The organism is Thermocrispum municipale DSM 44069 (assembly GCF_000427825.1).
In the GTDB taxonomy this organism is placed as follows: Bacteria; Actinomycetota; Actinomycetes; order Mycobacteriales; family Pseudonocardiaceae; genus Thermocrispum; species Thermocrispum municipale.
In genome coordinates this window covers 638804-655429 of record NZ_KE386593.1, presented here as the reverse complement: position 1 = coordinate 655429, position 16626 = coordinate 638804, and the positions used below count along the sequence as shown (strand labels likewise).

Annotated in this window: 16 protein-coding genes; 6 read left to right on the top strand and 10 right to left on the bottom strand. The window is 68.0% G+C overall.

What is annotated here, in order from left to right; all coding sequences use genetic code 11:
* Window positions 1-11: 11 nt before the first annotated feature.
* Window positions 12-1262: a sensor histidine kinase gene (locus tag YWM_RS0118500; protein WP_028851936.1), complete on the bottom strand. Its 1251-nt coding sequence runs from the start codon at window positions 1260-1262 to the stop codon at window positions 12-14.
* 78 nt (window positions 1263-1340) lie between these two features.
* On the opposite strand from YWM_RS0118500, the gene YWM_RS24490 reads away from it, so the two are divergent.
* The 4 genes from YWM_RS24490 to YWM_RS24480 all read left to right on the top strand — a co-directional run bounded on the left by YWM_RS24490 (window position 1341) and on the right by YWM_RS24480 (window position 4314).
* Entirely contained in the window at window positions 1341-2177 is an 837-nt protein-coding gene (locus YWM_RS24490) for an AfsR/SARP family transcriptional regulator (protein WP_052345109.1), read from the top strand.
* The gene (locus YWM_RS24485; RefSeq protein ID WP_052345107.1) at window positions 2177-2851 is read left to right on the top strand and encodes a helix-turn-helix transcriptional regulator; all 675 of its coding nucleotides are present in this window, start codon (window positions 2177-2179) and stop codon (window positions 2849-2851) included. The genes YWM_RS24490 and YWM_RS24485 overlap by 1 nt, the downstream gene beginning before the upstream one ends.
* 50 nt (window positions 2852-2901) lie before the next feature.
* Entirely contained in the window at window positions 2902-3261 is a 360-nt protein-coding gene (locus YWM_RS0118485; RefSeq protein ID WP_043661522.1) for an MmcQ/YjbR family DNA-binding protein, read from the top strand.
* Window positions 3262-3492: 231 nt separating this feature from the next.
* Window positions 3493-4314, top strand: coding sequence for a LuxR C-terminal-related transcriptional regulator (locus YWM_RS24480; protein ID WP_084612512.1), 822 nt, complete (start codon window positions 3493-3495; stop codon window positions 4312-4314).
* A 165-nt stretch (window positions 4315-4479) separates the two neighbouring features.
* On the opposite strand, the gene YWM_RS0118475 is transcribed toward YWM_RS24480, so the two are convergent.
* Window positions 4480-4749: a hypothetical protein gene (locus YWM_RS0118475; RefSeq protein WP_028851934.1), complete on the bottom strand. Its 270-nt coding sequence runs from the start codon at window positions 4747-4749 to the stop codon at window positions 4480-4482.
* Between the two features lie 82 nt (window positions 4750-4831).
* Window positions 4832-5482 carry a hypothetical protein gene (locus YWM_RS0118470; protein WP_028851933.1) on the bottom strand — a complete coding sequence of 217 codons (651 nt, stop codon included), beginning with the start codon at window positions 5480-5482 and terminating at the stop codon, window positions 4832-4834.
* 366 nt (window positions 5483-5848) lie between these two features.
* Here YWM_RS0118470 and YWM_RS0118465 point away from each other — a divergent pair, with 366 nt between their 5' ends.
* Window positions 5849-7705 (top strand): acyl-CoA dehydrogenase, encoded by a 1857-nt coding sequence (locus YWM_RS0118465; RefSeq protein WP_028851932.1) that lies wholly within the window; start codon window positions 5849-5851, stop codon window positions 7703-7705.
* Window positions 7706-7983: 278 nt separating this feature from the next.
* On the top strand, window positions 7984-8319 hold the full coding sequence (locus YWM_RS0118460) for a GlsB/YeaQ/YmgE family stress response membrane protein (RefSeq protein WP_211232522.1): 336 nt from the start codon (window positions 7984-7986) through the stop codon (window positions 8317-8319).
* Between the two features lie 56 nt (window positions 8320-8375).
* On the opposite strand, the gene YWM_RS0118455 is transcribed toward YWM_RS0118460, so the two are convergent.
* The 7 genes from YWM_RS0118455 to YWM_RS0118425 all read right to left on the bottom strand — a co-directional run bounded on the left by YWM_RS0118455 (window position 8376) and on the right by YWM_RS0118425 (window position 16614).
* Complete coding sequence (locus YWM_RS0118455) at window positions 8376-10541, bottom strand: VanW family protein (protein ID WP_245566090.1); 2166 nt, start codon at window positions 10539-10541, stop codon at window positions 8376-8378.
* Between the two features lie 20 nt (window positions 10542-10561).
* Complete coding sequence (locus YWM_RS0118450; RefSeq protein WP_028851929.1) at window positions 10562-10897, bottom strand: GroES family chaperonin; 336 nt, start codon at window positions 10895-10897, stop codon at window positions 10562-10564.
* Between the two features lie 44 nt (window positions 10898-10941).
* Window positions 10942-13269 (bottom strand): translocation/assembly module TamB domain-containing protein, encoded by a 2328-nt coding sequence (locus YWM_RS0118445; protein ID WP_028851928.1) that lies wholly within the window; start codon window positions 13267-13269, stop codon window positions 10942-10944.
* Window positions 13270-13272: 3 nt separating this feature from the next.
* The gene (locus YWM_RS0118440; protein ID WP_028851927.1) at window positions 13273-14061 is read right to left on the bottom strand and encodes an amino acid ABC transporter ATP-binding protein; all 789 of its coding nucleotides are present in this window, start codon (window positions 14059-14061) and stop codon (window positions 13273-13275) included.
* Window positions 14058-14882: an amino acid ABC transporter permease gene (locus YWM_RS0118435; protein WP_028851926.1), complete on the bottom strand. Its 825-nt coding sequence runs from the start codon at window positions 14880-14882 to the stop codon at window positions 14058-14060. Before YWM_RS0118435 ends, YWM_RS0118440 begins: the two co-directional genes overlap by 4 nt.
* A gap of 78 nt (window positions 14883-14960) precedes the next feature.
* Window positions 14961-15791 carry an ABC transporter substrate-binding protein gene (locus YWM_RS0118430; protein ID WP_028851925.1) on the bottom strand — a complete coding sequence of 277 codons (831 nt, stop codon included), beginning with the start codon at window positions 15789-15791 and terminating at the stop codon, window positions 14961-14963.
* Window positions 15792-16188: 397 nt separating this feature from the next.
* Window positions 16189-16614: a hypothetical protein gene (locus YWM_RS0118425; RefSeq protein ID WP_028851924.1), complete on the bottom strand. Its 426-nt coding sequence runs from the start codon at window positions 16612-16614 to the stop codon at window positions 16189-16191.
* Window positions 16615-16626 lie beyond the last annotated feature (12 nt).

Sequence of the window (16626 nt, the reverse complement as noted above, 5' to 3'; positions counted from 1 at the left end):
AATTCAACCTGTTAACGAGTCACCGGCGGCAACGCCAATTCGAAAATGGCGCCGCCTTCCTCGGCGTTGTACACGCTCAACGTGCCGCCGTGGGCCAGTGCCACCCACCGCACGATGGACAACCCGAGCCCGGACCCACCACTGGTGGCGAAGCGATCGAACGCCGACTGCGCCACCGCGGCGTCGATGCCCGGGCCGCTGTCGGCGATCGTCACCCGGCCGTTCGCCACCGCCACGTGCACGATCGCCTGCTGACCCGGCAACCGCCCGTACCGCAACGCGTTGTCCAGCAGATTCGCCACCGCCCGCTGCAGCAGCACCGGATCGCCGTTGACCATGCTCGGCGCCGCCGTGACCGTCAGCTGGGCCCCGTCGGCCGGCGTCTCCTCCACCACGCTGGTCACCAGCTGGTCGAGCCACACCGGTTGAATCGCCAGCTGCTCGACCCCCGCGGCCAGGCGGGCCCGCACCAGCAGTCCGTCGATGATGCCGCCCATGCGCCCGGCCAGCCGAACCGTCCGGGACAGCAGCTCTTCCCGCTTCTCCGGGTTGCGTTCGGCCGTTTCCGCCAGCGCCCGCAGCGCCGCCACCGGCGTGCGCAGGTCGTGCGCGGTCTCGGCGAGCAGGGTTTCCTGCTGCTCCAACGCCGCGGCCGCGGGCCGGATGGCCCTGCCTGCCAGCAGATATCCGGCGATGCCCACCACACCGATCAACAGCACACAGCCGCCGATGATCAACAGCACCACCCGGTCGTGCCTGGCCGCTTCCGGCTCGGCGTCGGCCACCGACACCACGGCACCCACGTACGGCCCGTCCACCTCGGCACGGAACCGCTCCGCGGCGAACCGCACCGTCCGGTCCTGTGGTGTGGTGGCGTAGCCGACCTGCATGCCGTCGGAATTCACCGCCTGCCGCGCGATGTCGGTCAACAGCTCCGGCGGAACCTCGACGCACGTGCGCGAGCTGTCGTAGCGCTCGAACGTCGACTCGTCGGCAGGCACCACGGCGAACTGCGGGCACCTGGTGTTCAGCGGGTCGTTGAGCACCCGCTCGTTCATCAGGTTGTCCTCGACGAACCCCAGCGCGCGCAGCACCGCAGTGGTCACTCTGGTCAGCTCGGCGTCCAGTCGCTGGCGGCCGTCGTCGGCGTCTGCCTGGATCAGCAGCACCGCAAGCACGATGACCGCAACCGCGTTCATCACCGTGAACAAGGCGGTGAGCAGCCAGCGTAGACGCCGCAGGCGATCGGCTGCGCTGCTCATACCGTCCGCTTCGTTGTCATCGGATCCTCATGTCGCCCGGCGGATGCTTACCCCGTTGACGTTGGACGGAGGTGTGCAGTGCTGTTCGGTGTGCTCGGCCCGCTCGAGGTCCGCGACGGCCGTGACGCGATCGATCTCGGTGCGGGCAAACCCGTGACCATGCTGTCCGCCTTGCTCCTCAACGCTAACGCGTGGGTGAGCTTAGAACAGTTGATCGCGGTGACGTGGCAGCAAACGGCCGCTCCGGCATCGGCGGCCCGCAACATCAGCACCTACGTATGGCAAATGCGCAAACTGCTCGGCACCGACCGGATCGAGGGCAGGCGAGGCGCCTACCGCATGCGGATCGAGCCCGGCGAGCTCGACGCACACCAGCTGGAGGAGCACGCCGCGGCCGCGCAGCGGGCCCGTTCCGCGGGCGATGTCGACGGCGAGCTGGCTCATCTCGAGGCAGCAGGCCGGCTGTGGCGGGGGACGCCGTACCAGGAGTTGGTCGCCGATCCGGAGGCGAGCCTGGAAGCCGACCGGCTGCGTGAGCTCTATCTGACGGTGCGGACCGACCAGGCCGAGGCCCTGGTGCGGGCGGGCAGGCCTGCACAGGCAGCCGTGCTCCTACGGGAGGTGACCGCACGGGATCCGCTGCGCGAACACGCCTGGGCGCTGCTGGTGCGGTCGTTGCACCACGCGGGTCGCCGCGGGGAGGCCGAGGCCACCTACCGACGCGCCCGCTCGACGTTGCTGGCCGAACTCGGCGTCGAGCCGGGGCCCGAACTCGCTGCTGCGCGTGAGGTTTCGGCCGAACCGGACCCGTACGAGCTCGCCGCGGCCTCGGGTGTCGACGTGGCCTCGGTGAAGCGCGTGTTGGCCTGCTTGCAGCGGCGCGTGCACGGTCCGTCGGCCTGGCAGGTGGCTTGATGGATGGTTCGGTGAACCCGGCGGGCCCGTCGCTGCCGGTTCAGCGGATCACCGAGGCGCCGTCCGCCCAGGACGCGCTCACCGCCATCCTGGCCGAGGCGCGCCGGGAGGTCCTCGTGCTCGCCGACCCCTACGCGTCCGATCCGATCGCCGACCTGCGCGCGATCGAAGCGACACCGCTGCGCCGGGGCGTGCGCTGCCGCGTCATCGTGCCGGACCGGACACGGCTGCGCCCCGAGGTGTCCGAGCGGCTCATCGAGCTCGGCACAACACGTGCCGCGGTACGCACCGCCCCGGAAGTACCGACCAATGCGCTGGTGGTCGACGCCGTGGTGGCATTGCTCCCGGCCGAGCAGAGCCCGACCGGGCTGGCCGCGTTCCGGGTCGGCGGGCTGGTCACCACGATCACCGACCTGTTCGAACGAATCTGGCCGACGGCCGCACCGCTGGCCGCCGCGCAACCGCCACCCGAGCTGACCACCCGCGAGCGCGAACTGCTCACGTTGCTCTCCGCGGGCAACACCGACGAGTCGGCGGCCGCCCAGCTGGGGGTTTCCGTCCGCACGGTCCGACGCATGGTCGCCGACATCATGGATCGACTGGGGGCCCGCAGCCGATTCCAAGCCGGGGTCAAGGCCGCCGACCGCGGCTGGCTGCTGAACCGCACCGGCTGACCACCGTTTCGTCCAAGACACCCGGTCGGCGCGGGCGCACAATAGGCGGCATGCCGACATGGGACGACGTGGTGCGCCTCGGGAAACGACTGCCCGAGGTGACCGTGTCGACCTGGTTCCGCACCCCTTCGCTCAAGGTCCGCGACAAGGGCTTCGCCCGGCTGCGCACCGAGTCCGACGGCCTGCTGGTGTTGATGTGCCCGCTGGAGGAGAAGGAAGCCTTGCTGGCGGGCGGCCATCCCGCGGTGACCACCACCCCGCACTACGACGGCTACGGCGCGATCTTGGTCGACCTCGAACGCATCGAACTAGACGAGTTGTGGGAGTTCGTCGAGCAGGCCTGGCTGTGCAAGGCGCCCGCGAAGCTGCGCGCCGGGTGGGCAGCGCACCCAAGATCAACTCAGAGTTGATTACCACCCCCGAGCGTGCTCGGACAAGGCCACAAACGCGTGAGATCAGCGGTTTTCCACGCCGTTCCACTGGCAAAACTCCGCTCGGCGAGGTAGACAGAATTGTTCGCTCGGTTCGACAGCGCGAGAAATTCGTGCTGAGAAAGGGCGTCATACGACCACTGTGAGGGGTGTCGCTTGACTGCCGGCCTCGGCGAAGCCGCGCCGGCGGCTGCGACGGGAAGAGGGACAATGACGGTCAAAGACACCAGGCCCAACGGCCAGTTGAGCCGCACACTCGGAGCCACCAACGGGCATGCCAACGCCACGCTGACGGCCAAGCGGACGGTCGCTGTGGGGGTAGTGGAAACCGTTCCGCTGTATCGCGACGGCATCGCAGCGCTGCTCGAGCGCACACCATGGGCGCAGATCGCAGCGCACTCCGCCAGTCAGCAGGGCGCTCTGCTGATGACCGAGCAACTGATGCCGGACATCGTCCTGCTCGATTCCGGCTTGGCGCCGAGCGGCCATCTGGTCGAGCTGCTCACCGCCAACAAGCACCACGCCAGAGTGGTCGTCCTGGTGCGGGACGCCGATCGCAACCCGCGCTACCTGGCCGCCTGCATGCGCGCGGGCGCGCACGGCGCGGTGCCTCGAACCGCTGAACCGCAGCGCGTACTGGAAGCGATCCGGCAGGCTGCGTGCGCGCACCGCTACCTCGACCCGGCACTGGCGTCGCTGGTCACGCATCCCGAGGCGCATCCGCCGTCGCCGCGGAGTGGCAATGACGGGGACAGCGCGCCGCGGCCTCGTGTTCCGCTCTCCCGGCGCGAGTACCAGGTCATGCAGCTCATCGCCGAGGGCCAGGAGAACGCGGCGATCGCCAAAGAGCTGTTCCTCTCGGTCGAGACCGTGCGCACGCACGTGAAGAGCATCCTGCGCAAGCTGTCGGCGCGCGATCGCACGCACGCGGTGTCGATCGCTTTCCGCACCGGCATGCTGTCGGTCAACCCGGAAGCCAGGAGCGACGACCTGGCGATGCCGACGACACCGACGCGTCCGGTGAAGCGCTGATCCACAAGCCGAGTCGCCCGGGATCCTGGGGGTCCGGGCGACGTGTGCTGCAGCATCGGCTCGCCTGCCCAGCTCCGTGTCGAGCGGCACGCTGCTCGCCATGCACGAACCCGCCCGCCGTCAGGCGCGTCTGGCGGCGGGCGGGTAACGCGGGACCGCCGGTGACTAGCTGAAGACAAGTTCGGAAACGCACCACCACGTCTCGCCGCTTGCGGACAAGCGGCTGACCGTCACCCAGCCGTTCGCCGCCTTGCCGCCGAGCGACCCCTGCAGCAAACGCGATGCGTGGTTCGGGTCACTGTCGACCCGCTCACCGAGGGAGAGCGTCGCACCGTCGTCGACGGCTGCGATGATCTTCCGCTGCGCGCCGGGGATGCACCCCAGCTCGCTCGCGCCACGGTCGCCGCTGTTGATCTTCTTGACGAGCTCTTTCATGACCCGGTCGGCGGCGTGCGGGGTGCCGCGGGACGGCGGAGGGGGCTTCGCGGTCGTTCTGTCCGGCTTGGCGGTCCTGGTCCTACTCGGCTCGGGCGGCTCGATGGTGGGGGCCGTCGAACTCCGCCGAGACCCAGCACATGCGATCGCCCAGGAATTCCCCGACGACGACCTCGAGCACGGTCTGGCCTTGCCGCGTGGAAAGCTCCACCGATGCCTCGGCCCCTGCCCTACCGTGCTCCCGGATCTCCCGCAGTTCGGCCGAGCGGACCTGCGGCACGACGGCGATCGTGCGTTCCACCGTCGGCGGACGGTGACTGCACATTGCGTATTTGAGCGCCTGGCCGTCCTGGCTGTTGAGGTCTGCGACGATCCGTTCGATCAGGACCACCGCAGGCGACTTCTGTTCGGGCGTGGACGTCGTCGTCACCGCAACGGGTCCGCCACCGCCACTGTCGCCGGCCTCGTCACCCTCGTCGCCCGACAGGAAGAACCCGGGTGCGACGAACCCGGTGACACCGAGGACGCCGAGCAGGACAGCGACGACCGCGACGATGCTGACGATCATCGTGGTGTCCGACTTCTTGGCCTGTTCGAACTGGTACCCGCCCGCTGCGGGAAAGGCGTCCGTCGGCGGAAGTGGCTCGTCGTGCGAGACGGGCTCCTGCTGAAGATCTTGTTCCTGCGGCTGCCCCGGCCCCTGCTGGTGTGGGTCGCTCGGAGGATTCTCCATGGCCGTCCAATCACTCGGTGAGTCAGGCAGAAGAACCTGCCTTGTCACGTTCCGGTCCCACCTACCCACACCCGTCAGCCCGGCCCCAGGTTGGGGCTCGAGCGTGGAATTTTTGATGAAAGCGCCGCTCATGATGGCGTAACCGAGGGCAGGCAGGGGAGAAGGTGACAAAACTCGCCCGCCCGCCGCCGGCCGCAGCAATGCCCGTCCGCACCCTTCTTGCAGCCGATTCGCCTGTTCGGGCGCACTGTTGCGCACCGAACCCCTTGCCGTAGTTACCCACAGGTAATATCGTTGTAGTTACCGGCAAGTAATAGCGCGCCACCGCGGCGCCAAGCGCGCCCGAGGGGAATCCGGAGTCACGACATGGGCCACTACAAGAGCAACGTCCGCGACCTCGAGTTCAACCTGTTCGAGCTGCTGAGGATTCAGGAGTACCTGGGCAAGGGTCCCTTCGCCGAAGCTGACTCCGACACCGCCCGCGCGGTGCTGACCGAGGTCGACAAGCTGGTGTCGTCCGACGTCATCGCCCAGGCGGCGGTCGACTCCGACCGCAACCCGCCGGTGTACCACCCGGACAAGTTCGACGTGACCATGCCCGAGTCGATGAAGAAGGCCTACCAGGCCACCATCGAAGCGGGCTGGGACCGGATCAGCCTGCCGTCCGAACTCGGCGGCTTCGGCATCCCGCCCACCGTCGGCTGGTCGGTCGCGGAGATGTACACCGGCTCGAACCCGGCGCTGTTCTTCTACATGGCGGGCAAGACGTTCGCCAACATCCTGCACCAGATCGGCAACGAGCAGCAGAAGCGCTGGGCGGAGATCGCCATCGAGCGCAACTGGGGCGCCACCATGGTGCTCACCGAGCCGGACGCCGGCTCCGACGTGGGCGCGGGGCGCGCGAAGGCCATCAAGCAGCCGGACGGCACCTGGCACATCGAGGGCGTCAAGCGCTTCATCACCGGTGCCGCCCAGGACGACATGACCGAGAACATCTACCACCTGGTGCTGGCTCGGCCGGAAGGCGAGGGTATCGAGCCCAAGCCGGGCACCAAGGGACTCGGTCTGTTCTACGTGCCGATGTGGCACCACGACCCGGAGACGGGTGAGCTGACCGGCGAGCGCAACGGCGTGTTCGTCACCGGTGTCGAGCACAAGATGGGCATCAAGGGCTCCACCACGTGCGAACTGACCTTCGGGCAGCACGGCAAGCCCGCCGTCGGCTGGCTGGTCGGCGACAAGGTCGACGGCATCGCGCAGATGTTCAAGGTCATCGAGCACGCGCGCATGATGGTCGGCACCAAGGCCATCTCCACGCTGTCCACCGCGTACCTGAACGCGCTGGAGTACGCCAAGGAGCGCGTGCAGGGCGCGGACATGACGCAGATGACGGACAAGACGGCGCCGCGCGTGCCGATCACCCGTCACCCGGACGTCCGTCGCGCGCTGATGACACTGAAGGCGTACTCCGAGGGCCTGCGCGCGCTGTACCTGTACACCGCGTCGTTCCAGGACAAGATCCAGCTCGGCGAAGCCAACGGCGAGGACGTGTCGCTGGAGGAGCGGGTCAACGACCTGCTGCTGCCGATCGTCAAGGGCGGCGGTTCCGAGCGCGCCTGGACGCTGCTGGGGACCGAGGCGCTGCAGACCCTGGGCGGCTCCGGCTTCCTGCAGGACTACCCGATCGAGCAGTACGTCCGGGACGCCAAGATCGACACCCTGTACGAGGGCACGACGGCGATCCAGTCGCTGGACTTCTTCTTCCGCAAGATCGTCCGCGACAAGGGCAAGGCGCTGACCTACATCGCCGGTGAGATCACCAAGTTCATCGAGGCCGAGTCGGGCAACGGCAGGCTCAAGCAGGAGCGGGCCGCGCTCAAGCAGGCGCTGGAGGACGTGCAGGGCATGCTCGGCGCCATGTTCGGCTACCTGACCGAGGCCCAGCAGGACCCGAAGAACCTGTACAAGGTCGGCCAGCACACCGTGCGGCTGCTGCTGTCGGCCACCGACCTGCTGGTCGGCTGGCAGCTGCAGCGCCAGGCCGAGGTGGCCATCAACGCGCTGGACAACGGTGCCTCGGAGAAGGACAAGCCGTTCTACCAGGGCAAGATCGCGGCGGCGTCGTTCTTCGCCACCACCGTGCTGCCCGAGTTGTCCGCGCGCCGCAAGATCGTCGAGTCGGCGGACAACGCGCTGATGGAGCTGGACGAAGCAGCCTTCTGATCCAAAGCCGTTCCCGCGGCGTGAACACGACGGCGGCGGCCCCGACCCGGGGTCGCCGCCGTCGTGTTGTTGCGCCTGGCCGACGAGTTCGCCGCACGCTGCGCCGGGGCCTTGCGTCGGCACGCGCCGGCAAAGCAACGAATTGGGGCCATGCAAGTTGACGAGTTGACCGCCATCCCGCATTTGCGCCCGCCTGGAGCATTCTCAAATCGCGGGATGGCGCCGGTAGTGGGACAGTTCTTGACACCAGCTCGTTCACACTCAGGCGAGGAGAACTCATGGCAGACACCGTTACGCTCGCTGCCAGCTTCAGCGAGGCGCTCAGCAAAGCGTTCGACGGGTGGGGCATCCTGGGCTTTATCGTGACCGGCATCGTGCTTGGCCTGCTCGCCAAGCTGCTGATCCCCGGAGACCAGGGCATCCCGCTGTGGCTGACCATCATCTGCGGCATCCTCGGCGGCGGCCTGGGCAACATCGTCTACGCACTCTTCGGCGGCTCGGACACCGCAGGCTTCGACTGGCTGCGGCACGGGCTGCAGCTGGCCGGCGCCATCGTCGTGGTGCTGATCGCCGCGGCGGTCTACCCGAAGTCGCGCGGACGCGCGGCTGCTTAGTCAGTCCTTGATCAGCACGCCGCCTGCCCGGGTCGTTCCGGGCAGGCGGCGGCAAGCTAGTCCTCGTCCCGCTTGCCGCAGACGATCTTCGGCTTCGGGTTGTACTTGACCGTCCTGGTCTCCCGACGCACTTCCTGACCCGTGTTGATGTCGTACAGGATCCGGGTGTCCGTCGCGGTGAAGCCCGGGATTCCTTCCGACGGCTCGCACTTGCTGTCGTTCAGCCGCCTGGTGTCCGGCTTCTGAATGTTGGTCTTCGGACCGGTCTTCGACTCGACCCGGTAGCGCTTGGTGCCCCAGATCTTGACCGTGATGCTGTTCGGGGTCCAGGACGTCTGGATCGCGACACCGGTCTTCGAGTCGTTGGTGAACGCCATGTCGATGCCGCCACCGCCGGGCGCCTGGAACACCGTGGCCTCGCGCGCGACCGGGTAGCGGCTGATGTAGTAGCTGTGCTCCTTGTGCCCGGCGTCCTTCAAGCCGGCGAAGTACGCCGCGTTGTACAACGTCGTGGCGAACTGGGAGATGCCGCCGCCGACCGCACGGCCGGGGACGCCGTTCTCGATGATGCCCGCCTCGACGTACCCCTTGTCCGCGGTCCGCGGGCCGGTGTACTCGTTCAGGCTGAACGTCTCGCCCGGCTTGACGATCGCCCCGTTGACCTGCTCGGCGACCGTCCGGATGTTGATGCCGGAGTCCGGCGCGAAGCCACCGGTGGTGAATTCGCCGATGACCTCCTTGATGCCCAGCTTCTTCGCCTCTGCCGTGGTGATGTCCGGCTTCTTCTTGGTGTAGCTGACCTTGAGCACCCGGTCGTCGGTCTTGGTGATCACGTCCAGGTACGGCTCGAACGTCTTCTTCCAGTCGACCTTGCGGCCGTTCTTGGCCGGCTTGATGCTCGGCTTGCCACCGGAGAACTCGATCTGCGCGTCCCGGCCTTCCTGCTCGGACGGCTTCAACGCAGGCGCCAGCGCGTCCTTGAGCACTTCCCGGTCCACGGTGGCCTTCAGCGACCCGTCACCGGCCGGCTTGAACTCGAACGCGGCACCGATCTGCTTCGGGGTCAACGACGCCTGCACGCCGTCGCCCTGCACCTCGATCGGGGCGGCCACCGCGGGCTTGGCCAGCTTCTCCAGCGTGGCCCGCACCCCTTCCGGCGTCGCCTTCACCGGTTGCACGTCGACGTCCAGGTGAACGCCGCCGAGATGCACCCAGTTGTCCTCGATCGTGTCGACGGCCTTGTCGATCGCGGTCAGCTGCTGACCTTGGCGCGGCTGCACGGCGACCGGCTCGACCGCATCGGTGCCGTCGACCTCTTTGAACTTGATGTCGCCTTCGCGCTTGCGATGGTTGATCTCGTCATCGGCCAGCCGCTCGACGGCTTTGCGCAGCGTCGGCCGGTCGGACTTGCCGACGATGCCGACCTCGCGCTCCTCCCAGAACGAGGTGAGCCGGGTGATCGGGTTCCACGGCTGCTGCCCGGCCTGCTCCAGCGTGGCCTGCCAGTCGACGCCGAGGCCGGATTCGGCGGGGTCGAGGGTGGCTTGCACGTCGCCCGCGGTGACCTTCACCGGCTGGTCGAACCGCGGCTGCAGCTCCTGACGAAGCTTCTGCTCGGCCTCGGTGCGGCTCATGCCGCCGACGTCGACGCCCGCGACCGTCACGCCGCGCGGCACGTCACCCCAGCTGACCACCATGTCCACCGCGTAGGCGAGCACCAGCACACCCAGCGCCGCGCCGGTGACCATCATCGCCCTGCCCAGGCCGCTGCGCAGCTTCCGGCGCGGCCCGCTCGGCTCGTCGTCGGCGCGGTAGACGCCCGGCGCGGCCGCCTCGTGACGCACGGTCGGCTCCTCGAAGACCCCCAAGCCGGACTCGGACTCCACCTGCGGGAAGGCTTGCGTGGCGTCCTCGGGCACGCCGCGCGGCATGGACACCGCCGGATGCACCTGCGTGGCTTCGCTCGACCAGTCCTGGTCCGAGTAGGCCGACGGCACCGCGCGATACACCTGCGTGGCGTCGTCCTCCTGGCCGCGCCCCGCGGACGCCCCGCCTGCCGCGGGTTCGTCGATGCTGCCGGAGAGCGCTCCGGAGGACAGATCCAGCTCCCCGGACAACGCATCCTCGAGGCTGCCGGACATGCGCTCGCGATCGTCGTCGCCGGACGGAGGGCTACCGGCGTCGGAATCCCACGCCGGCCAGTTCTGCTGGTCGTCGGCCACGTTGTTTGCCTCCGTATGCCCTACAGGTACAGCCCGGTCCCGTGCTCCGTGCGCTCGCTGGCGATCGCATGGACGTCACGTTCCCGCATGACCAGATACGTCTGTCCCTGTATCTCCACCTCGAGCTGGTCGGCCGGATTGAACAGCACCCGGTCACCAACCTTCACACTGCGGACATTGTTGCCCACGCCCAGGACGTCGCCCCACGCGAGACGGTGGCCGACCTGGGCCGTCGCTGGTATAACGATGCCGCCGCTGGAACGTCGCTCCCCTTCTTCGCCCGGCTGCTTCACCAGCAGGCGGTCGTGCAGAAGCTGAATCTCCAGTTTGTGATCGTCGTCAGGTGACAATGGCACTCAAGCATGGTACTTGTGCCGCGCTGCGCGTTCTGCTAGTGGGCTCAGCTTCGATTCAGCATGCGCGTGATGCCCGCGGCCACCGTCGTGGCCAGGATCCAGCCCGCCGCGATGAACCCGGTCGCCACCCACTTGTCCACGCCGCTCATGTGCCAGCGGCCCTTGTTGCCCAGATCGACGATGGGGATCAACAGATCCGCGGTGTGCAGCACCGGGTTCCACTCCAGGCCGGTGTCGTCGGCATTGACCAGGCACCGCGGCCCGCTGACGGTGAACCGCGGGTTGTGCACGCACGAGTCCGGCACCAGCCAGAACCACAGGCTGCCGAGGATCAGCAGCAACACCAGCCAGCCGAGCGCGCGCATCGGCTTGTAGCCGTAGCCGACGACCACCCGTTGCACCCCGCTCCACAGCCGGAGCCCGAACGCGACCAGCGGTTTCGACCCGTCCGCCATCGCCTCGTAGCGGTCCCGCTGCTTGAGCATGAGCACGGTCGCCGCGTGCTCCTCGTTTCCGCTCGACCGCAGCACCTCGGCGAGCTGGTCGTACGGTCCGGGGCGATAGCCCCGCATGGCCTTGCGCAGCCAGTTGACCCGCTTGCGGACCTCTTCCCTGGCGTCGTCCTCGGTGGGGTCGATGGGAGGGTCCAGCGCGTCGTAGCGGAAGTCCTCCACGTCGACCTCGCCGGAGGCCGCCCACAGCGTCTCGTTGTCGGCCAGCGAGCCGCATTGCGCCCGGCGCAGGATCACCCGGCCCTGCGGCTGCTCACCCACGGTGAGCCGGAACTCGTCGGCCATCGCATCGCTGGCGTCGAGCGCCACGTTGGCCTTCAGGTCGCCGAGTGACGCACCGTCGAGATTGAGCGTGCGGGCGACCTGCACGCCGTCGAGGTTCAGTCCACCCCGCGCGACGAACGGTTTCCTCGTACGTTCGACTGTGCCGTCGACGTCGACTTCCTCGGACACCGAGCTGGCCAGCACCAGGTCCCGGCCCACGGTGGCGGCCCGCATGCCCATCGAGTACGCGGCGGGGTTGTAGTCGGTCAGGCTCGCCCCGGAGAAGTCGACGGACCCGCCGACCTGGGCGCCCTGGAACTGCACGGTGCCCATGATCTCGGCGTTGTTCATCTCGACGTTGCCGGACACCATGGCGCGTCGCGCCGAGAAGACGTCGCGCTGCCGATGGTGCAGGCCGACTTCGCGGGCCCGCAGGTTGCCGCCGATCCGCACGTCGGCGAGCCGAAGTTGTCCCTGCGCCTGCAACCGCGCCACCTGCAGGTCGCCGCTGATCTCACTGCCGTCCAGATGCAGGGCTCGGTCGTAGTGCGGCTCTTCGTGCCGCCCGGGCGCGTCGATCGAGGCGTCGTTCATCCGGAACGATCCGCCGACCGCGACGTTGACCAACCGGATGGTGCCCTCGGCGCTCATCCAGTCGAACACCACGTTGCCCTGCACCCGCAGCCGGTCGCCCACCACGGCGGGCCAGGGGTCGACGGAGGGGTTGTTGGACCGGGCGGCTTCCCGCCACGCCGGGATGGCGATGTCGTCGACCGTGCCGGGCCGCTGACCGGACAGCAGCGCGTTGGCCAACCGGAAGTCGCCGTCCACGCTGGCGCCCGGCACGAAGACCATGCCGTTGGCGGTGAACGGGCGCGGCTCCTCGTACCCGTTCACGCCGGGGTCGCTCTCGCACAGCAGGTTTCCGTGGACCTGCACGCCCGTGACGTTGAGCGCGATGCCTTCCGGGTTGTTCAGCTGGGAGCCGGAGAAATTGACGTTGCCACCGGTGCGCATCCCGGCGAACCGCACTTCGCCGTCGCCGGCCATGTGATACGCGGTGACCGCGCCCGCGACCCGCAACCGGTCGGCTTGCAACGCCTTGCCGTGCGGATGCCGGACCTTGCTCCTGGTCAACACCACCGAGCCGTCCACCACCGCGTCGGTGAGCACCACCGCGGCGTCCGGTACGCCCGGCTCCCAGTCGGCGAGATGTTCCGCGGCGGCCAACTCGACGTCGGTGGAGTGCAGCCGCAGGTCGTTGCGGCAGTGCAGGTTGCGGGCACGCAGGCCAGGCAGCACACAGTCGTCGAACGTCAACCCGAGCAGCCGGGCCTCCCGCACGTCCGGCGGGCGTTCGAACCGGCACCGCTCGAAATGCAGCAGCGTGTCCAGCTCGGCCCCGCGCAGGCTCAACTCTCCGGTGACGTAGCAGTCGGCCACCACGTAGGTCGGCGAGCGGTCCGCTGCCGAACGCCTCCGCCACCAGCTGTCCGGCGACGTGAGATCCCGGACGATGTCGGCGGCTCTGCGCTCGTAGCGCAGGTCAGGGCCCCTGCGCGGGTCATAAGGCGGTGTGCTGCCCTCGTCCGCCATTGCCTACTCGTTGGCGTGCACCGGATTCAGCACACGGTGCAGGAACTCGCGCGTCCTGGTCTGCTGCGGATCACCGATCACCCGGTTCGGCGGGCCCTGCTCGACGACCACGCCGCCGTCCATGAACAGCACCTCGTCGGCGACTTCCCGGGCGAACTGCATCTCATGGGTGACAACCAGCATCGTCATACCCTCGTCGGCAAGTGAACGCATGACGCCGAGCACGTCGCCGACCAGCTCCGGGTCGAGCGCCGATGTCGGCTCGTCGAACAGCATCACCTTGGGGTTCATGCTCAGCGCGCGGGCGATCGCCACCCGCTGCTGCTGCCCACCGGACAGCTGCGACGGCATCGCGTTGATCTTGTCGGCCAGGCCGACGCGCTCCAGGTTCTCCTGCGCGATCCGCTCCGCCTCGGCGCGGCTGCGCTTGAGCACCTTGCGCTGCGCCAGCGTCAGGTTGTTCAGCACGGTCTTGTGCGCGAACAGGTTGAACGACTGGAAGACCATGCCGATCGAGGCCCGCACCGTGTCGATGTCGCAGTCCGGGTCGTTCAGCTCGATGCCGTTGACCTTCACCGAGCCCGAGTTCGGCTGCTCCAGCAGGTTCACGCAGCGCAACAGGGTGGACTTGCCCGAGCCGGACGGTCCGATGATGCACACCACCTTGCCGTGGTCGACCTGCATGTCGATGCCCTTGAGCACCTCGAGCCTGCCGAACGACTTGTGCAAGTCGCGCACTTCCACGGCCAGTGCGGCGTCGCTGGTGTTCGTGGCCGCGTCCGTGGTGGTCATGCCGCCGCCCCCAATTCGGTCGATTCGGGTGTCTTGATCTTCCTACCGCCGGTGCGGCGTTCCAAGTACCGCGACAGGTAGGACAGCGGGATGGTGATGATCAGGTAGCACAGGCCTGCCACCAGCACGGGGGTGAGGCTCTGGTATTGGTTCAGCGCGACCCGGCCGAACTGGGTCAGCTCGTACTCGGCGATCGAGGCGCCGAGGAACAGCGCGAGCGACGAGTCCTTTGTCAGCAGGATCAGCTCGTTGGTCAACGGCGGCAGGATGATCTTGAAGGCCTGCGGGATGACCACCGACACCGTGGTCTTGGCCGACGACATGCCCAGCGACCGCGCCGCCTCCACCTGTCCCTTAGGCACCGCCTGAATGCCCGCGCGCAGCGTCTCCGCCATGTAGGCCGAGGCCACGATGCCCAGCGCGATCATCAGCGAGACGTACTTGTCCAGGATCACGCCGAAGGCCAGCGGCACGCCGACACCGACGGACAGGATGACCAGCAGGGCGGGCAACCCGCGGAAGAACTCGACGTACGCGCCGGCGATCCACCGATAGGGCGCAACGCTGGACAACCGCATCAACGCCAGCGGAACGGCCAGCGCCAGACCGAACACGAAGCCCAGTCCGGTGTAGATGAGCGTGTTGACCAGCGCCACGGTGATGACGTCGGGGAACATCGCGCGCGCCACGTCCAGCTGGAAGAAGGCCTGCTGGATCTTGTCCCAGTCCGCCAGCACCACCAGTAGCGCGATCGCCGCAACGAGGACCGCGTACTGGATGGCGCGGATCAGCCGCGCACGTTTACGTGGTGACATAGCCATGAGCCATTCCTTACCGCACCAGCAGTTGACATGGGCGGGGGCCGGCGGAGTGACCCGCCGGCCCCACGGCTACCCGGATCAGTTCGAGTTACCCGAACCCTCCTCGGGCTTCTTGCCGAACCACTTCTCGTAGATCTTGTCGTACTCGCCGCTCTTCTTGGCTTCGTCGAGCGTCTCGTTGATCAGGTCCAGCAGCGCCTTGTTGCCGGTGCGGACGCCGATGCCGTACTGCTCACCGGTGTCGAACTCGGTGACGACCTCGAAGTCGGTCTTCTCCTTGACCCAGTCGTAGAGCACGCCGTTGTCGTTGATGCCTGCGTCGACCCGGCTGGTCTCCACCGCGTTGAGCAGCAGACCGAGGTCTTCGAAGTTGACCAGCTCGGCACCCTTGGCGTTCTTCTGCGCGTAGTCGTAGCCGGTCGTGCCGTTCTGCACGCCCAGCTTCTTGCCCTGCAGATCGGACAGGTCCTCGATGCCCGAGCCCTTCTTGGCCACCAGGGCCTGCGTCGCATCGAAGTACGGCTCGGAGAAGTCCAGGTTCTTCTCCCGGACCTCGGTGATGGTCATCCCGGCCGCGGCCAGGTCGCACTTGCCGGAGTTCAGGTCCGCGCCCGACTGGATCGAGTCGAACGGGGTGTCCACGATGACCTGCTTGACGTTCAGCTTCTCGGCGACCAGGTCGACCAGGTCGACATCGAAGCCGACGACCTTGCCGTTCTCCTCGTACTGGAACGGCTTGTAGGGCAAACCGGTGCACGTGGTCAGCTGACCCTCGTGGACCAGCTCGATGTTCTGCCCGTCTCCGTTTCCGCCGGAGCCGGCTTCGTCCGAGCCGCAGGCGCTCATGGCCGCGACCAACGCCAGCGCGGGCACCACGGCAAGCCAGGTGAGCTTGGTTCGACGCGCCACGATGTCACTCCTTGTAGGTGGTCCGATCGAGTGATCGCATCCTGCCATTTGAAGGTACGCCGCGAGAAGACCCAGCCGGGGTAAGCAACAGCACGGCGCACCCAACCGTGACCTCTCCGAGATGCCTTTCGTGGCATGTTCGGCGAATTTGCCCAGCTAGTGGCCGAGATTGTCGGCCATGTGTCGGCCTTGTGAACCCTTCACCTCGCCGCCGTCGGCATGCCGCGACGACGTGATTCGACAGGCGGACGAGCCACCCGCTCCGGGAATGGCGGCCCCTTCGCGAGTCACTCTGCGCGAGCGGTAGGCCGGCGACGCGAGCGGCCGCAGCGCCGGCTGCCGATGACACAACCTCCGTGAACCGGCGCATACCGCGCACCAACAGCCGGCCGGATCTTCATTCCGGGGGCTCGGCCCGCCACTCGAGGGGAGCCGGGTCCACTCCCGGATACGGCGATCGCCGCGGAGTCGTCGACCGCCGCCGCTGCCAGAACCATTCGACCCGACCGTTGTCCGCCCGCCGCACGCCGACCGCCTCGGTCGGGTTCTCGACCGAGTCCACCAACAGCGCTTCTTCGAGATGGATCTCCACCATCGCGAGCGGGCTCAACCCCGCCGTCGCATCCGGCGTCTCATCCAGGCGACGCAGATATTCCACCAGCAGCTCGTTGTCCAGGCAGACCCGCATTCCCGCAGACGCCAACTCGTCGGGAGTTTCCCCGACGACGTACTCGCCCCGTGTGCCGGTCGCGGTGATCACCAGGCCGAGGCCCTCGACGAAGCGCACCAGCGCGGCCTCGGGGGTGATGTCGGCATCGGTCATGGACCAACCTTG